This is a genomic window from Endozoicomonas sp. PH6C (assembly GCF_059322965.1).
Window position 1 is genome coordinate 1,271,860 of the sequence record NZ_CP185342.1, and the last position, 17,812, is coordinate 1,289,671.

The following is a 17,812-nucleotide window of genomic DNA, read 5'->3' on the forward strand; positions in this document are numbered from 1 at the left end:
GCACAGTGCAAATCATCATTCTTTATCTTCGTCATCTTAGTACGTTTCACAGATGCCCAACAGAATATCTATATGGATTCCCCTGCATCCTGATTTTCATCGACAGGCAGAGGTATACTTACACCTCTCGACGAGTCTATCCTCAAGACCCCAGGCCTTTCCAAGTCTCACCCAGGCGGCCCCACACGAACTCCGCAGGCTTAATTGATGGTTTAAGAATGCATCAAATTTAAATGGTTAACAAAAGATATGAATGATCACGAATCTTACATGATCGACTTTATGAAAGTTTATGAGACCCTCGAACGCTGGGGGCCAGGCAGTGAAAAAGACACGCTGAAAGCATTATCACTGGTGCCCGAAGCCCCTGCTGATATTCTGGAGATTGGTTGTGGCAAAGGCCTGTCAACCAGAGTGTTGATAGACAATACCGAAGCACACATCACTGCCATAGATAATGAAGCGTCAGCACTGGCTCGATTAAAAGAGCGTTTTGAGAAGCAGGATATTTCCGGACGGCTTTCCAGCGTTTGCGTGAGCATGACTGAATTGCCCTTTGAGAGTGAAAGCTTTGATCTTATCTGGTCGGAAGGCAGTGCCTATATCATGGGGGTCCAAAAAGCCCTGACGCAATGGCAGTCATTACTGCGGCCCGGTGGCTTCATGGTGGTAAGCGACCTGGTATGGCTAACTGATAATCCGGACCAGGAAGCGATGGCCTATTGGCAGCAAGACTACCCTGATATGCAGACGATCAGCAATCGTCTCAAGCAAATGGACGCTGTCGGATATGATATAGTCGACCATTTTTCTCTAAGCCGGGAGTCCTGGGATAACTACTCCGAACCACTGAAAAAACGAATCCATGACTTGTCACCTGCCATGCCTGACTCATTAGCGCTGAAGAATATTGAGACTGAGCTGGAAATCTACAGAAAATTCCTGGGACAGTTCGGTTATCAAATGTTTGTTCTTGGCAAACGTGATTAAATGGACGTCTATACTTCTCCTGACGTTCCAATGTCGTGGAGAGTATTTATGGCACACATCTATAAAATCCTGGAAGTGGTAGGCAGCTCGACTGTCAGCAGCGATGACGCTATTCGCAATGCTATTGCCACTGCCAGTGTCACTCTTAATCACCTGGGCTGGTACGAAGTGGTGGAGCATCGGGGCCATGTTGAGGATGGTGAGATTGCACACTTTCAGGTAACCGTCAGAATTGGTTTCAGGTTGGAAGACCGTGGTCAATCATCCTGATTGCCATACCCTGTTCAACCTAAGCTTGCCATTCAACAGGGATTCTCGGATACAATAGTCGTCAACGTTTAAAATTTGTTGATTGGGGAATCCCTCATGCCTTCATTTGATATTGTTTCAGAAGTGGATATGCACGAGTTGACCAATGCGGTCGATCAGGCGAACCGTGAGCTGACCACCCGTTATGATTTCAGAGGGGTTGAAGCCAGCTTTGAAAAAAGCGGTGAAAACCAGATTGTGATGACGGCCGATGCTGACTTCCAGCTGCTGCAAATGGTTGAAATGCTGAAAACCAAAATGGTCAAGCGGGGCATTGATGTTAAATGTCTGGAAGTGAAAGATCATTATGGTTCTGGCAAACAGGTCAAACAGGATGTCATAGTTCGTCAGGGGCTGGATAAAGAGCAAGCCAAAAAAATCGTCAAGATAATCAAGGATGCCAAGCTCAAGGTACAGCCAGCCATTCAGGGTGAGCAGGTTCGCGTTACGGGTAAGAAGCGTGATGATCTTCAGACCGCTATTGCATTGTTGAGAGAAGCGGATACCGAGATGCCTCTGCAGTACAACAACTTCAGAGACTGATTCTGGCAGGAGGGGCTTGCCTCTCCTGTTAACCGGCATCCGGTAAATCAACATCGAGACAAAAAATATTCCCCGGCATGTTCAGGTGTGCTTTTATTAAACTTTCCCGATAGTTCTATAAAATAAATTTGCCAGATTCGACCACTGGAAGACGTTAACGGTATGTTATTATCAGGGCACCTTTCTATGAGTTCAACGAAGAACTCGCTGACATCTGTGAAGAGCAAACCCGGAGGAGCAGAATGCAACTAATGGACTCTTCTTCCCGTTCCTGGGGAGAGGCATGGAAAAGCTTCAGGCATCCAAGGGTCATCAGTGTTCTGTTTCTTGGTTTTTCAGCCGGCCTTCCCATATTACTCATATTCAGCAGCCTTTCTATCTGGCTCAGGGAGGCGGGTGTTGAGCGCAGCATGGTGACCTTCTTTAGCTGGGCTGCCCTGGGTTACTCCTTCAAGTTTGTCTGGGCCCCTCTGGTAGACAGGGTCCCTCTGCCATGGTTGACAAAAAGTCTCGGGCGTCGCAGAGCCTGGCTATTACTCGCCCAGTTCGCGGTGATGGCTGCTCTTTTATTTATGGCGAGTCATGATCCTGTCTATGGATTGACCTGGGTTGCAGTGGGGGCTGTGATGCTGGGATTCTCATCTGCTACACAGGATATAGTGATTGATGCCTACCGGATAGAAGCTGCAGAGAGCGATCTTCAGGCCATGATGTCTTCCGCCTACATTGCGGGCTACAGAGTCGGCATGCTGGTGGCCGGGGCTGGCAGTCTGGCACTGGCCAGCTGGTTTTCAGGGGGTGATGAATCCGTTTATCACTACCAGGCCTGGGCTTCTGTCTATCGCTGTATGGCTGCGTTCATGCTGGTAGGGGTTGTCACCACCTTGTTGATTCCAGAGCCTGAAAACAATCAGTCTGCCTTCTCTCAGGATTATGGCACCAGTGACTATGTTCGTTTTCTGGGGTTGTTTGTAGTAGCGGCAGGGGCTTTTGTTGCAGGTTTTACATTAACTCCCGAGATCTCTTCCCAGTTGAAAACAATGTTGGTTGATGGCGGTGTTTCAGTTCATGTTGCAGGGTTCTTTTCTGAATCTTTCCGATTGCTGTTCAGTGTGGCTCTGGGTGGTGGGGCTGCCTGGTTGATGATCAGTCTGAACGTAGCGCCCAAGGGGATGGTCAGAGAAACCTATGTGGCTCCTTTTGCTGATTTCTTTGCGCGTTACGGAAAACTGGCGATCTATATTTTGCTGCTGGTAGGCACCTATCGGATTGCCGATATTGTTATGGGGGCAGTGGCTAATGTGTTCTACAAGGACATGGGTTACAGCAAGGAACAGATAGCAGCTGTTACCAAAACCTTTGGTCTGTTAATGACCATTGCCGGTGGTTTTCTGGGGGGATTGTTAGCCCTTCGCTACGGGGTGATGAAAATTCTCTGGATCGGTGGGCTATTGGCTGCTATCAGTAACCTGCTGTTTTCCCTGCTGGCTCAAATGGAACCTGAAACCTGGATTCTGGCTGTGGTCATCGCAACTGACAATCTCAGTGCAGGTATTGCCTCTGCTGCCTTTGTTGCTTTCCTCTCCGGTTTGACGAATCGTGCATTCACAGCGATGCAGTACGCAGTCTTCAGTTCGCTGATGTCGCTTGTACCGAAACTATTGGCGGGGTACTCCGGTAGCGTGGTGGATGCAGTGAACTATCCTGTCTTTTTTGCAGGCTCCGCTATTCTTGGTTTGCCGGTGCTGCTGTTAATCAGTTACGTGCAGAGGCTTATGGAGCAATCTGAGGAAGCTGCACGCGATTGACACCAGGCGGGCTAAAAGCCCGCTAGCGTTTGATCTCGGCAATGAGTTTTGCCCGCCATTGTTCTTTTTCCTGCTCAGGAAGCTTGCCGAGAGAATCCCTGCAAATATGCATCATTGCCTGGAGAATGGTCTCGGGTTGATAGTTAAGGTTTTCCAACTGGCGAATAATTTCAATCGCCAGAGCAATGTCTTCCGGGTGCTGATCCTGATCGTTCAAACTTTAATCTCCACTCCATTGATATAGCTTCAGATTGACCTTGCCATTAAGAAAAGTAATACCTTCTGACTCAAGCAAGGATTGCTGTTGCTGATACTTGGCGCTGGTTTCCGGAAACGAAATCTGTCCCTTGCTATTGATGACCCTGTGCCAGGGAAGTCCGGAACCTGAAGGCAGTTGCTTCATAATATTACCCACTACCCGGGCATAGCCCGGAGCACCGACCATGTTGGCCAGTTGTCCATAAGTGACCACCTTACCCCCGGGTATTTTGGTCAGGATGAGCCAGATATCGGATGGACTGAACGGTGCTTGCAAGCCTGGTCTCCAGAGTGATTGGAAAACTAGTCGAGGGATAGATATTACCAGCCAAGCATATCTTAATCTGTTGGCCATTTGTCGTGAAAAGTTTTTCAGTGTTCCCCGACGAAGCACCTAAAGATGGCAAGACAAACGATGATTCTGCCTTTTTGTTGGTTCCAGGCACCCGTTTGTAGAGGCAAAACTGATGCCTATAGCGGCTTTCCCTCTTGTTAAGCTTTCATTAATTTGGAACTCTTGTCCCCCTTATAAAGCATTAAGACATCGATTCATCGAGGGGTATTCATGGGGCTCCAGTGTTTCAGGGGCATTGGCCGTTTTCCTGGGTTACGCAAAGTCTGGGTACTACTTCTTTCCTGCATGGCAGCGATGGCCCATGGGGATAAGATATGGATGGAAAATGGAGATGTAATCAGTGGCAAAATCATGGGGCTGGAAGCGGGTAAACTGACTGTTTCTACCCGGTATGCTGGAGATATTTCCATCAATTGGCGTCATGTTCGTTCTCTTGAAACCGATCAGCCCGTCTGGATTGGTTTGATTGGTGAGAAAGAGGCTCAGCAGCGTCAGTTAAAGAGCAATGGCGACCAACTGGTGGTTGTGGATCCCGATGGTTTTGAGCGGAGCTTCTCGGCCGCCTGGCCAGTAGCAGAAATTCGCCGTGAACAACCCGTACTGGCTTCTAACTGGGACATTGCAGGCAAAGTCAACTTTGGGTTGGACAGTGATCAGGGTGAGGACAATGAAACCACCTTCACGCTCAGTGGCAATCTCGATATCAATGACGAGTGGAACAAGAACAGTTTTAAGTGGGACATTGAAATAGAGAAAGAAGAAGACTCAGACTCTTCCACCAAAGAGTGGGAGCTGGGGTATGCGTACAGTCGCTATTTCACTGAACACTGGTTTGTCCAGGGCTCTCTGGAGCAGGAGTACGACTCCGCGGAAGATCTGAGATCAAGACTGACCCTGGGAGGGTCGGTAGGTTACCGCTTCAGGGAAACGGTCAAAGAAACCTTGATTACCACTGTCGGCCTGACCCATCTCTGGGAAGATTATCAGCTGGAAGATAACCAAAAAAACCTGGCCGTGACAACTGGGCTGGTGTACCGGAAGAAGCTCATTGATAACCTTGAGTATTACTTTAACAGTAAGCTGTTTTACCGTCTGAACTCAGGTCAGCAGTGGTTGTTTGATGGGGAGCATGGTTTGAGGGTGGGGTTATCTGAAAGTCTTTCTTTAAACCTGATGCATTATCTGGATTACGACAGTATTCCAACAGAGGGTGCTGACAAAACCTCCAGTCAGATCAAGGTGGGCATTGGTTATTCCTGGTAGAGAGGGTGGAGGCTGGCCGCAGAGGCAAATAGCTTCTGCGGCGACCCATCAGAGGCGTAAACCTCCATCCAGTTCCAATACACGACCATTGAAGTAGTCGTTTTCAAAAATGAAGGCGACAGTTGCCGCAATCTCTTCAGGCTTGCCCATACGTCCAGCCGGAATACCTGCAGTCATTTTGGCGCGGGCTTCAGGCTTCATGCCCAGCGTCATTTCAGTCTCAATCATGCCCGGTGCAATTGCAGCGCTCCTGATGCCAAAACGAGCCAGTTCCCTGGCCCAGGATACTGTCATGGCGACGACACCGGCTTTAGCGGCGGAGTAGTTGGTTTGTCCAAAGTTGCCTGAGCGGGAAATGCTGGCAATGTTCAGAATCAATCCTTTGCTGCCTGAATCAATCATGCTGGCCGCCACCTCACGACCACAAAGAAAAACACCCGTGAGATTGACGTCAATGACTGACTGCCATTTTGCCAATGAGAGCTTGTCAGTGACCTTGCCGTCTTTTGCCCTGATCAGTAAGCCGTCACGCAGGATGCCTGCATTATTGATAAGACCATTGAGCGGGCCCAGTTTCTCTCTGGCAAGCCTGACACTGTTTTCTACTTGCTGCTCATTGGCGACATTGGTGGGCAGGGCAATGGTTTTTGCTCCCAGCTCAGAGCATTCTTTTAACGCCTGATCCAGGGCTTCGCTTTCAAGATCTATCAGTCCAAGGCCAGCGCCTTTTTTTGCCAGATGCAGCGCCATGGCCTTGCCCAGACCTCGGGCAGCGCCGGTAATCAGGATGTTGCTTCGTTCAAGATTCATTCTACTGTTCTTCTGCGTCTGAAAACCACTTAGTGATTGTAACGGAACACAACGAATTCTCTATAAACGGCTCTGTTATGCGGAGCAGCCATTAGAACGAGCTGCTTTGTCAGAGTTCTTCCTGATCAGCCATGGATGTAGCGATATCTTTCACTGTCAGAAGCGCTTTTGTGGATAAGGAGCCTCTCTGGAACTCTGAGCCCGCAACCTGGCCTTAGTTCAATGACGACACCATCGATCAAATTACTCTGGCATATAGCGCCCAAACTCCTTAGCCGGAGGTTCGGGAATATTACCAGCAGCGTCAGGGTTTAAAATCGGGTATTGGGCCAGCACTTTTCTGATTTTGGATTGCAATTCGCCAACCTCTCTTTGGTCTGATGCGCTTTGTTCCCGAATTTCTGCGTACTCTCTGGCTATTGGCCCGCGATGGACGAAAAGGTAGGGTTTGACAGGAAAGTTTCGGAGTATGATTTTAACTCTCTTTAATTCATCCTCACTTAAGACAGGTCTGAGTGCATCAAGCAGTTGTCGTTGGGAAAGGAATGAATAGTCCTGATTCTCCCTGCTGACAAACCTTTCTAACTCCACACCAGCCCTGTAAAGATGAGCCGGGTTATCTCCACGCAGGACATTTCTCCGATAACTGCGGCCAGACGACAGCAAGCCATCGACATAACCTTTCAAATGCCCCGCCATACTATTAGCTTCTTCCCGGAACTCGGCCAAGCGATTCTCATAGGCTTTCTGTGAATGTTTTTTGTATTTTGCTTTCTCCTCCGATAGAAGGGGCTTAAGTTCCAACATCTTTTTCTGATGTTGAGCAATCAGCTCTTTGAGAACCGTGATTTCTTGAAAGTCTCTGTGAAGCTCATGCCTCACCCCGTCCCGGGCAGCTTCTATACACTCTTTGGCCAATGGCTTCAGACTGCTGGCAAGCATGCTCAACCCTACGAAAGCTGTTGCTGCTCCGACGGCGGCACCGCAGACCCATGGATGTCTCTGAACGGTATCTTCCAGCACGGCAACAGCGCGATCGGCCAGACCTGTGCCGGTTGGCACAGTGACAGGGGGCCAGTTCTTTACCAAAGCATCCAGGGAAACCGCTCCTGCAGAAGCAGTCCCCGCCACGAGTGCTAAGCTGGGTAATAATTTTGTCCTGGTTCCCTCCATCGGATCATACCAGGAAAAAACTTTCCTGATATTTCTAAACACCCCCTCCTCAGAGGCATTGGCTGATGTGGAAGCAGGCTGTCCCATTGACAGGCTCTGAGCCATTGGATTACCGATCTGCATGACGAAATTCCTGTAAGTTAAATTGAGGTAAATGGGCTGATTTAAGTGCGTTACCAGCCATCCTGAGCATTCAGACCTCAATGCTCGAACAAAGTTCCAACGTTAACAGTCTGCGGTATTGTTCAATGATTGCATGTCTGCCTGGTGATTAGCGGCTAACAGCGCATGAAAATCTTATTGATAATCACTCTCATTAATATATAATCGCCGAAAAATACCTGAAACAGGTGTCTTAATATTCAGCCATAGTTGATTCCAGCTATAGGTTGATCAGCAGTATTCTACATATCGAAATATACCCGCTGGATTTGGAAAATTTTCAAAGGCAGTGGTTATAAGTGGTATGTTTTATGATATGAAAATTCAGGGGGAAACAGATGGAACCCAAGGTTCAGGCAGCACACGACGCACGCAACTTACTTTTGAATGAGTACCACGGTATTTTGTCGACTCACTCTGATGATGTGCCCGGATACCCGTTTGGTTCTGTTATGCCATACTGCCTGGACGGGCAGGGCAACCCGATCATCCTGATCAGTGATCTTGCTCAGCACACCAAAAACATTGAAGCCAACCCCAAGGTTTCTTTGATCATTACCCAGAGCGGTGTAGACGATATCCATAAAGCTGGTCGTCTGACCTGGATGGGTGATGCAGAAAAGATTACAACGGACAGTGAAGAACTGAAGGAGTTGGAGCAACGTTACTACTCTTTCTTCCCACCTTCTGCCCACTATCACAAAACCCATGGCTTTGACTTCTACCGAATTCATCTAAAGCGTGCTCGTTTCATCGGTGGTTTTGGTCAGATTTTCTGGGTAAAAAATGAGCTGATGACTCGTGAAAACCCATTTTACGGCAGCGTAGAAAAGGGCATGGTCAAGCATATGAACGAAGATCATGTCGAGGCGATGGTGAAGTACTGCAAAGCTGCTGATATTGATCTTCCGGAAGGTGTTGAGCCAAAGATGGCAGGTATTGATGCCACTGGCATGCACCTGCTACTGAAAGACAGGCTGGTTCGTATTCCTTTCCCGACAGAAGTGGATGAGCCAATGGCAGTACGCAAGACTCTGGTTGAGATGGCTAAAGTGGCCTGATAACAGGCTTTGCTTTTAGCAAAAAGCCCCGACGTGTTCGGGGCTTTTTGCGTCTAAACTCTTGAAGTTTGCACAATTAACATTATATAAGAAGCACCATTGTCTCTGGAGGCTTCTATGCGCTTCCCCGTTTGGATTTTTTTACTGCTCCCTGCTCTTGAACTGGTCGTGCTGATCAAGGTAGGTAGTTATATTGGCGCACTTAATACACTGGCTCTGGTTATCCTGGGTATGGTGGCAGGTATGGCGGTCATCCGTCGTCAGGGTTTTCGTACCATGCTCAAGGCCCGAGAGAAAATGAATCGTGGCGAGAAGCCTGCACTGGAATTGCTGAAAGGTTTTGTAACCGCCCTGGGCGGGGTGTTGCTGATGGTTCCCGGCTTTATCACCGATTTTATCGGGCTGGTTCTGCTCATTCCCCCGGTGCGCAGTATGCTGGTAAGACGAATGATCAAAAATGGTCGCTGGCAGGCGTCATCCAGCACGTTTGAGGGTGAATACTACCGTGAAGACGTCGACACTAACCGGGGGATTCACCAGACCCTTGAGGGTGAGTTCAAGCGCGAAGATGAAAAAAAATCTTAGTACCCCCTTGAAAAGACAAAAGCCACCCCTACCTACTTAGTACCGATAATTGGGTTCGGTTCTGGCGATGCAAGTCAGACCGTTTTACAAGAGTTGATTGCTGATTTTTCGGCATAAACAGTTGGAGAGATACATCGATGAAAATCCGTCCGTTGCGTGATCGCGTGGTCGTTCGTCGTGAAGAAGAAACCACTACCTCTGCTGGCGGTATCGTGTTGCCAGGTTCTGCTACTGAAAAGCCAAACCAGGGTGTGGTAGTGGCTGTCGGTGACGGCGTATTTCTGGAGAACGGTGAAAAGCGTCCTGTGGGTGTGAGCGTCGGCGACAAAGTCATTTTTGGTAAGTACGCTGGTTCTGACACCGTGAAGATTGACGGTGAAGAGCTGATCATCGTATCCGAGAGCGAAATCTACGCTGTTCTGGAAGACTGATCCCGGAACCCCGATTTCATAGCAACTGTTTTAAATTTCCAAAGGATTACCCATCATGGCAGCAAAACAGGTTAAGTTCGGCGACGAAGCTCGCAAACAAATGCTGGAAGGCGTCAACATTCTGGCCGACGCTGTAAAAGCGACTTTGGGTCCAAAAGGCCGTAACGTTCTGCTGGAAAAGTCTTTCGGCGCTCCAACCATCACTAAAGATGGTGTATCTGTAGCCAAGGAAATCGAGCTGGCTGACAAATTCCAGAACATGGGTGCTCAGCTGGTTAAGGAAGTCGCATCCCAGGCCAACGACCAGGCGGGTGATGGTACGACCACTGCAACTGTACTGGCGCAGTCTATTCTGAACGAAGGTCTGAAGTACGTAGCTGCCGGCATGAATCCAATGGATCTCAAGCGTGGCATCGACAAGGCGGTAGCGGCTGTTGTTGAACAACTGAAAGCTATGGCCACACCTTGCGAAGACAGCAAGTCCATCGCTCAGGTAGGCACTATCTCCGCTAACTCCGATGAGCTGGTGGGTCAGATCATCGCTGAAGCCATGGAGAAAGTAGGCAAGGAAGGTGTTATCACCGTTGAAGAAGGTTCCGGTCTGGAAAATGAACTGGACGTAGTAGAAGGTATGCAGTTCGATCGTGGCTACCTCTCTCCTTACTTCATCAACAACCAGGAAAGCATGTCTGCTGAACTGGAAAATCCTTTCATCCTGCTGGTTGACAAAAAGATCTCCAACATTCGTGATCTGCTGCCAGTACTGGAAAACGTAGCCAAAGCTGGCAAGCCTCTGCTGATCATCGCTGAAGATGTTGAAGGCGAAGCTCTGGCCACTCTGGTTGTAAATAACATGCGTGGCATTGTTAAGGTAGCTGCTGTTAAAGCGCCTGGCTTCGGTGACCGTCGCAAAGCCATGCTGCAGGACATAGCGATCCTGACCGGTGGTACTGTTATTTCTGAAGAGGTGGGTCTGTCTCTGGAAGCCGCTTCTCTGGAAGACCTGGGTTCTGCCAAGCGTATAGCCATCACCAAGGAAGACACCACCCTTGTTGATGGTGCTGGCAACCAGGCTGATATCATTTCCCGTGTTGAGCAGATCCGTGCCGAGATCGAAAACTCCTCCTCCGACTACGACAAGGAAAAACTGCAAGAGCGTGTTGCCAAGCTGGCTGGCGGTGTTGCTGTGGTCAAGGTTGGCGCTGCGACCGAAGTGGAAATGAAAGAGAAAAAGGCTCGTGTAGAAGACGCTCTGCACGCTACCCGCGCAGCCGTGGAAGAAGGCGTAGTAGCTGGTGGTGGTGTTGCTCTGGTTCGCGCGCTCTCCAAGATCTCTGTTGAAACGGCGAATGCTGAGCAGAAAGCCGGTGTTGAGCTGATTCTGCGCGCTCTTGAAGGTCCAATCCGTCAGATTGCTTCCAACTCCGGTGATGAAGCTTCTGTTGTTGTTGATAAGGTTAAATCCGGCGAAGGCAACTTCGGTTACAATGCTGCTACCGGCGAGTACGGCGACATGATCGAAATGGGTATTCTGGACCCTGCTAAAGTAACCCGTTCTGCCCTGCAGGCGGCTGCTTCTGTTGCAGGTCTGATGATCACTACTGAAGCCATGGTTGCTGATGAGCCCGCTGACGCTGCTGCTCCTGCTATGCCTGACATGGGCGGCATGGGTGGTATGGGCGGTATGGGTGGCATGATGTAGTCATCCTCCCGAAGCTCTGCTTCTCCCAAAAGGCTGCTTCTGTTTCAGGAGTGGCCTTTTTTGATGATCATATTCCCCATCGTTTGCGGTGATCTGCTTGCAGAAATCACTTCATACCGACTCCATTGTTGCTGACAAAGTGCTCCTCAAGCTCGAATCTAAGGGTGAAAAAAAAGTTGATATGAAGGAACCTTTTAGAACTTTCAGAATCAAACATTATATGGACAACAGACATTGACCCTTAAGGAGAGTTTCCAACTCAACCAGGAATGAACTTTGCCGATGACTCTGGTCATGGCGATTAACAGGAAAGGAGCAGCATATGAGCAGTGGCATGGAAATTACAGGAAGTGGTAGGCGTCTTCAAATACCGACTGGAAGTCCTGGCGGCAGCGACCCCTTATCAAATGACGGGAATTCATCAACTCATAATATCAGTGGTCCTGTTAATCCTGAGCGACAGCTCGGGCAGCTTCAGCCAAAAATGACGCCTGATACGCCTTTAAGCGAAAGAAGAATAGATCCTTCAAGCCCCGAAAATATACTGGGGCTGAGGCCCGGTGAAGAACCACCGGAACAACCGGAACAACCGGAACAACCGGCACCACCGGCACCACCTGTACCACCGGCACCACCTGTACCACCGGCACCACCTGTACCACCGGCGCCACCGGCACCACCGGCACCACCAACGGTACCACCGGCACCACCGGCACCACCGGTACCACCAGTACCACCGGCACCACCGGCACCACCGGCACCACCGGCACCCGAGACTCCCGAAGAAAAAGCCTTCAGGGAGTTCAGAGAGCTTGAAACCATGACTAAGGATCAACTCATTGCCAGGCAGAAGGAGAAGCTGAATGAAGCAGCTCCGATCTCCAATCGCTATGAGGAGTTTTCCTTATTAAATCGAGCCAAGGGGGCTCTGGATAATCCAAAGAATGCTCCAAAAGATCTCAAAGTGACCATTGCCTTTCCAGGTGAGGAGCCCGTTACCCTCATTCCATGGGACGACCAGCTTACGGAGCGAGCTGATTTTCATAAACTTTGGGATACCGCTAGAAAGGTGCTGGCAGAACATGAGATTGCAAACTTTGCCAATTACAATTCTGAACATGAAAATGAAAAATTGGAAATCATTAAAAACAGTATCAAAGTGATCGCTGATAAACTGGGCGACAACACTCATCAGGAAGGTGAGTACGATTACGATAACGATTGGGAAAAGCATTGGAAGGAAGTACGCCATAAGCCTGTGAGACTGGAGGCTTTTGAAGGTTTGAACCGCTCCAATAGCCCCGTAGTAATTACCGAAGGTCCGCCTGAGTCAGCCCAGTAAAGGCCGGAAAGAATGTCAAACAGCAGGAAAGATAAAAGGGAAGCATGGCTTCCCTTCTTTTCTAGCAGCCTGTCGGACTTAAGCGTCCGTAGCGAGGATTGCAAGAAATTGAGGATAAAAATCTCTGTTTCTGAGGAGAATAGCGAGCTATTTGACGAAGAAACAGGGATTTTTAGACCAATTTATTGCAACCGCAGTAGGACAGTCTTAAGTCCGACAGGCTGCTAGTCCTTCAAAATGTTCTTAGTACAGGCTGTGCAAAAAACAGAGCGTATGAAGTTTTCTGATATTGTTTTATCTTCCAGTGATCCTGAACAAATCAAACATTCCTGACGTCCTTCTGTGGCTCCCTCAATTGCTCCTGCTTCCAGCGTTGTTCCATTGTTGGAACCTTGATTTTCTGAACGCCAGCCAGAATCAAAATTACGGGAAGAACCGGTATCCTGGAGAGAATGGTCCGACAGATTGCCGGGAATGCCTGAATGTGAATAGATTTCTTTAGCTAATAAACGCGAGGGTGTGAAGTTAATGTCAAGACCCAGAATATTGTATGCAAACTCTCGCATGCCTTGATAGCTATGCGAAAACTCGGGTACAGAAGCAAAGGGTCCTTGGCGTAGGAGCGAAATAGCATTGAAGCAGTTGCCCAAAATTCCAGTGGGCATGAATTTTTTCAACAGTGCTTCCAGCGTCTCTGGCCAGCTCCAATGAAAATTCGTGCACATTGTAGAAGCTCTTGCCATAGTGCATAGCCCGATTAAAAGTGCTGTTTCAGTGTCCAGGTTTGCTGCTTTGAGCTGATTGGCAAAGCCTTGCGCAGAATAATATTCGCTGATATTGCCAGACAGCAGTGAATTGGAAAATGCCGGATAGTAGCTGTTTCGGGTGAGACGTCTAATCAGAACATCAGAATGATGTAAGAAGGTATTCATGGTAAGAACATAAGGACCAAGAAAAGTAAAATACATCAGGGCTAAACTGTTATCAATATTGATATGATGAGACAGGAATTCTGGTGAATCTGGATTGAAAATAGTGTAATAGGGGTTAGTCCCGTCAGCGTTGGTTTGATTATAAAACAATGGATCAAAAAGGCTTTTTGCCATTGCCTGTATTAGCTCCTGATCTTCCGGGCTGTTTTCCGTGGTCGTATTTACAGTGAATATACGAAATATAAGCCTTAGTATTTTCTGAATGCGCCCATGCCGATGTTGAGAATCCCCAATGTTGACATAGTTAAAGTAAAAGCTTGACAGATTTCTAAAGTCTTGCTCATTAAGCAAAAAATCATTATGTATTTCCAGTCGATCATCTCCAGATACATCGTCAGCCGTTAAATTCAGTCTGAAAAAGCCAATACGAATATTTTCAAAGGGACTCACGATCGAATTATCTGCGCCCTCTTGTTGTTCTTTCGAAGGCGGATTCCAGCTCTTTTTAAAATACTGGCGAAACTCTTCAAGGCCATAGGTATCTTTTGCCAGCCCCTGCTGAAAGAAGCAAAAAAACACCGAAAACAAAAGCACCTTAAAGGTGCGCGCCAAGATCATGACTTTGCCTTCATTAGCTAAAACAACCTCACTAGAATAGTTACAAACAAGTCTGCCGTTGGTTTTTTTTCAGTAAAGCTTGAATCCAGCATCTATCAAACACCGAGAAATGCAGCACTTGACAGGATATACCTAGCAGAGAAACTAGCTTCAACTTTTCTTGGTTTGATACGTGGAAAATGAAAACTCTAAGTTTTACCGATCCAGGGAGCTTTATATGATTGAAGTCATTCTGAGTATGCTGAAAGACAGAAACTTTGTCAGTTGCGCTTAAAAACATATTATGAACTTTTATTTTAAAAGCGTGTCGAACTTACAGCGTCAATTTCGAATGTCTTTTCTAATTGACTTTTTCTAATTGAGGATAAATACGAGGTGTGGAGCAACCACCCATGGATCGAATAAATAACAACTCTGATATTTCTCTCTCAACAACGCCTGAGCAATCTATATCGGCCCGATTACCAACGGGTCTGGGTGTCAGTGCAGGCAGGAAAATTACTGTAGCGGACAAGGATGAACGTTCACTACTCAATTTGCCCAGCCTGACACAATTGAAAATTATTGGCTGTTTGAGACTTAAAGATATTGCCCGTTTAAAGCAGGTGTGCAGCTACTTTCGTGAGCTTATTAAAGGAGAAGATATTCTGGCAAAGGCCTGGTATCGTCGCTTTTCTTCAACTCACCAGTCGTTACTAAAGACAGTTATCTCCGCAAAAAATGATGAACAACTCAGCCGTTGGGTGGGGCATTTTACGAATAATCAAGTGTTAACCCGATCACTTATAAAACACCGAAAGAATGCTTATTTTCCTGCTCTGGTCTTTTTCAACAACACTGATTTAATGTCGCAATGCAAAACGTTCAGTTTAGAGACGAAAGCGACTATTTCCCATAGACGCCCTATCAGATCGGCTACTTTCAGTACCGATGGCCTCCACCTGGTAACTGCCAGTGATGATGGCACGGCAAAAATCTATGACCAGGAGGACAATGGAAAATGGCAAGAAAAAGCCATCATTTCCCATGATGACAGGGTCAGATCAGCCACCTTCAGCGACGATGGCCGCCAAGTGGTGACCATCAGTGACAATGAAACCGCAAAAATCATCGTTTGCGAGGCTAATGGAAGATGGGAAGAAAAAGCCATCGTTCACCATGATGACTACATCACCGCAGCTAACTTTAGCCCTAACGGCTGCCATCTGATCACCCATGACGACTACATAGCAAAAATCTATGGTCATGATGACGATGGATTATGGGAAGAAAAAGCCATCATTGTCCATGGTTGCGTTATTAATTCAGCCTCCTTCAGTGCCGATGGACACCATGTGGTGACTGCCAGCGACGATAACACAGCGAAAATCTATAGTCTGGAGTCCGATGGATTATGGATAGAAAAAGCCAGAATTACTCATGACGACATTGTCGTCTCAGCTACTTTAAGCGCCGATAGTCGCCATGTGCTGACCGCCAGTTATGATGGCACTGCGAAAATCTACGGCCGGGAGGCGGGCGGAACATGGGAAGAACAAGCCACCATTTTCCATGAAGAAGGTATCGATATAGCCACCATTAGCGCCGATGGACACCACCTGGTTACCGTCAGTCACAATTACAGTGTGAAAATCCACGGCTATGAGGACGATGGAACATGGAAAGAAAAAGTCACTATTATCAATAGTGATGTGGTCAAAACAGCCTCTTTCAGCCCCGATGACTGCCATCTTTTGATCACCCGTGAAGATGGCGTGGCTATAATCTATGGCCATAAGGCGGGTGCGGGTGGTTTATGGGAAGAAAAAGCCATTTTGTACCATGGTGGCTATGGCCACGCCAATTTCACCTTCAGCGCTGATAGCCGTCATATGGTTACTGCCACTCACGATTGCAGGGTGATAATTTATGGCCTTGATGACGATGGATTGTGGAAAATAAAATCAGAAATTCGTCATAATCGTCCGGTCAGTTCAGTCACCTTCAGTGCCGATGGCCGCCATCTGGTGACTCCCAGTAAAGATAACACGGCGAAAATTATTGGCCAGGCAACTGATGGATCATGGGTAGAAAAAGCCACTATTTCCCATTGGGATTGGGTCATATCAGCCACCTTCAGCAACGACGTCAGCCATCTGGTTACCGTCAGTGGCGATCACAAGGTGAATATCATTCAACTACAGATGCATGATTGATGGTTTGCTTTTACCCTTATTCATCAGTCCTATGCACTTTCCTCAAAGAGCGGGTAGATCGAGCCTGAGTTAATCAAGCCGAGTAGCAGCTCCCGTGTTTCATTATCTACGACAGAGCACCAATGATCGGATGCAAGTTGAGAGTTCTGACACAACTGTTGAGCCAGGTTCGTTGCGCTTGCAGAGTGACATACATAGGCGACACCATCAGCAAACAGTGTCAGGGAATTTCTTTCTTCCCTGAAAGCGAGCCTTGAGCCCTCATTAAGCACCAGATCAACTCCTGCAGCCTCTTCCTTAAAGGTTTCCCAATTTTGCCAGGGCTCTTCGACAGGCTGCTCGTGTTTGGGTTGAGTCATCATCTCTCCAAACCAGTCTGCCAGCATTGTACGATCTTCTATATGCTCTTTCAGGATTGTCTGCAGACGATCCAGGGCTTTTTCATCAATCTCGCCTTTGCGTTCGGGCAAAGTCTGGTCGGGGTCTGAATAGCGAAGACTTTCTGACAGCTGATCGGCGATAAAGTCAGTAAACTGTATTAGAATTTCGCGATGACTGGGAGCCCGGAAGCCTACTGAAATAGTCATGCATTCGCCTTCGGCAGCGCCATGATGACCGACACCGGGTGGCAGATAGAGTATATCACCCGGTTCAAGGACATAATCTTCCTGAACTTCAAACCCTGACAGGATATGAAGGTCAGTGTTTTCCAGTTTTGGTGAGCTGGCATCGTAGACCGGGCCGACTTGCCAGCGCCTTTTGCCTTCGGCCTGAATCAGGAAAACATCAAAATGATCGTAGTGAGGACCCACTGAACCCCCATCGGTTGCATAGCTGATCATGATGTCTTCAAGGCGCCAGGAGGGTAGAAAGTCAAAGTAATCCAGCAGCGAGTGAACATCGGGAACCCAGTGATCCACAGCCTGAACCAGAAGTGTCCAGTGACTGGGAGGCAGACAGGTAAAGTCAGATTCACTAAAAGGTCCTCGTCTCAGTTCCCACGGAGTTTCTCCCTTCTCCAGAACAATGCGGGACTCAACTTCTTCTTCCAGAGCCAGACCCGCCAGCTCATCGGCTGAGAGAGGCGACTGAAAATCCGCTATGGCCTGGCGAATCAGCAGGGGTTTCTTTTGCCAATAGCCCTGCAGGAAAGCCTCTGCAGAGAGGGGACCCAGAATAGACTGTCTCATTGAATTTCATCGGAATGTAAATAAACGACGCAAGGTTAGCATAAAGTGGTCTTATTAACAGACTTGGTTGTAGGATAAGGGGTTC

At 48.0% G+C, this 17,812-nt stretch carries 19 protein-coding genes; 12 read left to right on the forward strand and 7 right to left on the reverse strand.

The annotated features are described in order from the left end of the window. Positions 1–249 precede the first annotated feature (249 nt). The 4 genes from ACOMG9_RS04960 (at position 250) to ACOMG9_RS04975 (ending at position 3,650) form a co-directional block, all read left to right on the forward strand. Positions 250–990 carry a class I SAM-dependent methyltransferase gene (locus tag ACOMG9_RS04960; protein ID WP_494529884.1) on the forward strand — a complete coding sequence of 247 codons (741 nt, stop codon included), beginning with the start codon at positions 250–252 and terminating at the stop codon, positions 988–990. 48 nt (positions 991–1,038) lie between these two features. After that, positions 1,039–1,260 (forward strand): dodecin, encoded by a 222-nt coding sequence (locus ACOMG9_RS04965; protein ID WP_317142992.1) that lies wholly within the window; start codon positions 1,039–1,041, stop codon positions 1,258–1,260. 96 nt (positions 1,261–1,356) lie between these two features. Beyond that, positions 1,357–1,842 carry a YajQ family cyclic di-GMP-binding protein gene (locus ACOMG9_RS04970; RefSeq protein WP_448216023.1) on the forward strand — a complete coding sequence of 162 codons (486 nt, stop codon included), beginning with the start codon at positions 1,357–1,359 and terminating at the stop codon, positions 1,840–1,842. 242 nt (positions 1,843–2,084) lie between these two features. Further along, on the forward strand, positions 2,085–3,650 hold the full coding sequence (locus tag ACOMG9_RS04975; protein ID WP_422132582.1) for an AmpG family muropeptide MFS transporter: 1,566 nt from the start codon (positions 2,085–2,087) through the stop codon (positions 3,648–3,650). Between the two features lie 22 nt (positions 3,651–3,672). Here ACOMG9_RS04975 and ACOMG9_RS04980 read toward each other — a convergent pair whose 3' ends face one another. After that, complete coding sequence (locus ACOMG9_RS04980) at positions 3,673–3,867, reverse strand: hypothetical protein (protein ID WP_448216024.1); 195 nt, start codon at positions 3,865–3,867, stop codon at positions 3,673–3,675. Positions 3,868–3,870: 3 nt separating this feature from the next. After that, positions 3,871–4,185, reverse strand: a complete 315-nt coding sequence (locus ACOMG9_RS04985; protein ID WP_448216025.1) for an MGMT family protein — start codon at positions 4,183–4,185, stop codon at positions 3,871–3,873. A gap of 396 nt (positions 4,186–4,581) precedes the next feature. Here ACOMG9_RS04985 and ACOMG9_RS04990 point away from each other — a divergent pair, with 396 nt between their 5' ends. Further along, positions 4,582–5,526 carry a DUF481 domain-containing protein gene (locus ACOMG9_RS04990; RefSeq protein WP_448216026.1) on the forward strand — a complete coding sequence of 315 codons (945 nt, stop codon included), beginning with the start codon at positions 4,582–4,584 and terminating at the stop codon, positions 5,524–5,526. Between the two features lie 48 nt (positions 5,527–5,574). On the opposite strand, the gene ACOMG9_RS04995 is transcribed toward ACOMG9_RS04990, so the two are convergent. Then, the gene (locus ACOMG9_RS04995) at positions 5,575–6,336 is read right to left on the reverse strand and encodes an SDR family oxidoreductase (RefSeq protein ID WP_448216027.1); all 762 of its coding nucleotides are present in this window, start codon (positions 6,334–6,336) and stop codon (positions 5,575–5,577) included. Positions 6,337–6,579: 243 nt separating this feature from the next. Then, on the reverse strand, positions 6,580–7,632 hold the full coding sequence (locus tag ACOMG9_RS05000) for a hypothetical protein (protein ID WP_494529885.1): 1,053 nt from the start codon (positions 7,630–7,632) through the stop codon (positions 6,580–6,582). Between the two features lie 377 nt (positions 7,633–8,009). Between ACOMG9_RS05000 and ACOMG9_RS05005 the strand changes: the two genes are divergently transcribed. From ACOMG9_RS05005 to ACOMG9_RS05025, 5 genes are all read left to right on the forward strand, one after another. Continuing rightward, on the forward strand, positions 8,010–8,732 hold the full coding sequence (locus ACOMG9_RS05005; RefSeq protein WP_448216029.1) for a HugZ family pyridoxamine 5'-phosphate oxidase: 723 nt from the start codon (positions 8,010–8,012) through the stop codon (positions 8,730–8,732). A gap of 117 nt (positions 8,733–8,849) precedes the next feature. Continuing rightward, entirely contained in the window at positions 8,850–9,317 is a 468-nt protein-coding gene (locus ACOMG9_RS05010; RefSeq protein ID WP_448216030.1) for an FxsA family protein, read from the forward strand. A gap of 137 nt (positions 9,318–9,454) precedes the next feature. Then, positions 9,455–9,748 carry a co-chaperone GroES gene (locus ACOMG9_RS05015; RefSeq protein ID WP_448216031.1) on the forward strand — a complete coding sequence of 98 codons (294 nt, stop codon included), beginning with the start codon at positions 9,455–9,457 and terminating at the stop codon, positions 9,746–9,748. Between the two features lie 55 nt (positions 9,749–9,803). Continuing rightward, on the forward strand, positions 9,804–11,450 hold the full coding sequence (gene groL / locus ACOMG9_RS05020; protein ID WP_422132594.1) for a chaperonin GroEL: 1,647 nt from the start codon (positions 9,804–9,806) through the stop codon (positions 11,448–11,450). Positions 11,451–11,779: 329 nt separating this feature from the next. Continuing rightward, positions 11,780–11,938 (forward strand): hypothetical protein, encoded by a 159-nt coding sequence (locus ACOMG9_RS05025; protein WP_448216032.1) that lies wholly within the window; start codon positions 11,780–11,782, stop codon positions 11,936–11,938. Here the strand turns inward: ACOMG9_RS05025 and ACOMG9_RS05030 are convergent. Then, positions 11,925–12,272, reverse strand: a complete 348-nt coding sequence (locus ACOMG9_RS05030; RefSeq protein WP_494529886.1) for a hypothetical protein — start codon at positions 12,270–12,272, stop codon at positions 11,925–11,927. The genes ACOMG9_RS05025 and ACOMG9_RS05030 overlap by 14 nt on opposite strands. Here ACOMG9_RS05030 and ACOMG9_RS05035 point away from each other — a divergent pair. Then, positions 12,271–12,792, forward strand: a complete 522-nt coding sequence (locus ACOMG9_RS05035; protein ID WP_448216034.1) for a hypothetical protein — start codon at positions 12,271–12,273, stop codon at positions 12,790–12,792. The genes ACOMG9_RS05030 and ACOMG9_RS05035 overlap by 2 nt on opposite strands. A gap of 224 nt (positions 12,793–13,016) precedes the next feature. Here the strand turns inward: ACOMG9_RS05035 and ACOMG9_RS05040 are convergent, their stop codons facing one another. Further along, on the reverse strand, positions 13,017–13,898 hold the full coding sequence (locus ACOMG9_RS05040; protein WP_494529887.1) for a hypothetical protein: 882 nt from the start codon (positions 13,896–13,898) through the stop codon (positions 13,017–13,019). An 836-nt stretch (positions 13,899–14,734) separates the two neighbouring features. Here ACOMG9_RS05040 and ACOMG9_RS05045 point away from each other — a divergent pair. Beyond that, positions 14,735–16,537, forward strand: coding sequence for an F-box/WD repeat-containing protein (locus ACOMG9_RS05045; RefSeq protein ID WP_494529888.1), 1,803 nt, complete (start codon positions 14,735–14,737; stop codon positions 16,535–16,537). A 29-nt stretch (positions 16,538–16,566) separates the two neighbouring features. Here the strand turns inward: ACOMG9_RS05045 and ACOMG9_RS05050 are convergent, their stop codons facing one another. Next, entirely contained in the window at positions 16,567–17,727 is a 1,161-nt protein-coding gene (locus ACOMG9_RS05050) for a JmjC domain-containing protein (RefSeq protein WP_494529889.1), read from the reverse strand. Positions 17,728–17,812: the final 85 nt, after the last annotated feature.

What these genes read in the sequence shown, in the direction of transcription:
- ACOMG9_RS05015 (WP_448216031.1), top strand. Translation starts at nt 9,455, where the DNA reads ATGAAAATCCGTCCGTTGCGTGATCGCGTGGTCGTTCGTCGTGAAGAA.
- ACOMG9_RS04995 (WP_448216027.1), bottom strand. Translation starts at nt 6,336, where the DNA reads ATGAATCTTGAACGAAGCAACATCCTGATTACCGGCGCTGCCCGAGGT.
- ACOMG9_RS04960 (WP_494529884.1), top strand. Translation starts at nt 250, where the DNA reads ATGAATGATCACGAATCTTACATGATCGACTTTATGAAAGTTTATGAG.
- ACOMG9_RS04970 (WP_448216023.1), top strand. Translation starts at nt 1,357, where the DNA reads ATGCCTTCATTTGATATTGTTTCAGAAGTGGATATGCACGAGTTGACC.
- ACOMG9_RS05030 (WP_494529886.1), bottom strand. Translation starts at nt 12,272, where the DNA reads ATGGTTTCAAGCTCTCTGAACTCCCTGAAGGCTTTTTCTTCGGGAGTC.
- ACOMG9_RS05010 (WP_448216030.1), top strand. Translation starts at nt 8,850, where the DNA reads ATGCGCTTCCCCGTTTGGATTTTTTTACTGCTCCCTGCTCTTGAACTG.
- ACOMG9_RS04965 (WP_317142992.1), top strand. Translation starts at nt 1,039, where the DNA reads ATGGCACACATCTATAAAATCCTGGAAGTGGTAGGCAGCTCGACTGTC.
- ACOMG9_RS05000 (WP_494529885.1), bottom strand. Translation starts at nt 7,632, where the DNA reads ATGCAGATCGGTAATCCAATGGCTCAGAGCCTGTCAATGGGACAGCCT.
- ACOMG9_RS05050 (WP_494529889.1), bottom strand. Translation starts at nt 17,727, where the DNA reads ATGAGACAGTCTATTCTGGGTCCCCTCTCTGCAGAGGCTTTCCTGCAG.
- ACOMG9_RS04990 (WP_448216026.1), top strand. Translation starts at nt 4,582, where the DNA reads ATGGAAAATGGAGATGTAATCAGTGGCAAAATCATGGGGCTGGAAGCG.
- ACOMG9_RS05045 (WP_494529888.1), top strand. Translation starts at nt 14,735, where the DNA reads ATGGATCGAATAAATAACAACTCTGATATTTCTCTCTCAACAACGCCT.
- ACOMG9_RS05005 (WP_448216029.1), top strand. Translation starts at nt 8,010, where the DNA reads ATGGAACCCAAGGTTCAGGCAGCACACGACGCACGCAACTTACTTTTG.
- groL (WP_422132594.1), top strand. Translation starts at nt 9,804, where the DNA reads ATGGCAGCAAAACAGGTTAAGTTCGGCGACGAAGCTCGCAAACAAATG.
- ACOMG9_RS05035 (WP_448216034.1), top strand. Translation starts at nt 12,271, where the DNA reads ATGACTAAGGATCAACTCATTGCCAGGCAGAAGGAGAAGCTGAATGAA.
- ACOMG9_RS05040 (WP_494529887.1), bottom strand. Translation starts at nt 13,898, where the DNA reads ATGGCAAAAAGCCTTTTTGATCCATTGTTTTATAATCAAACCAACGCT.
- ACOMG9_RS04975 (WP_422132582.1), top strand. Translation starts at nt 2,085, where the DNA reads ATGCAACTAATGGACTCTTCTTCCCGTTCCTGGGGAGAGGCATGGAAA.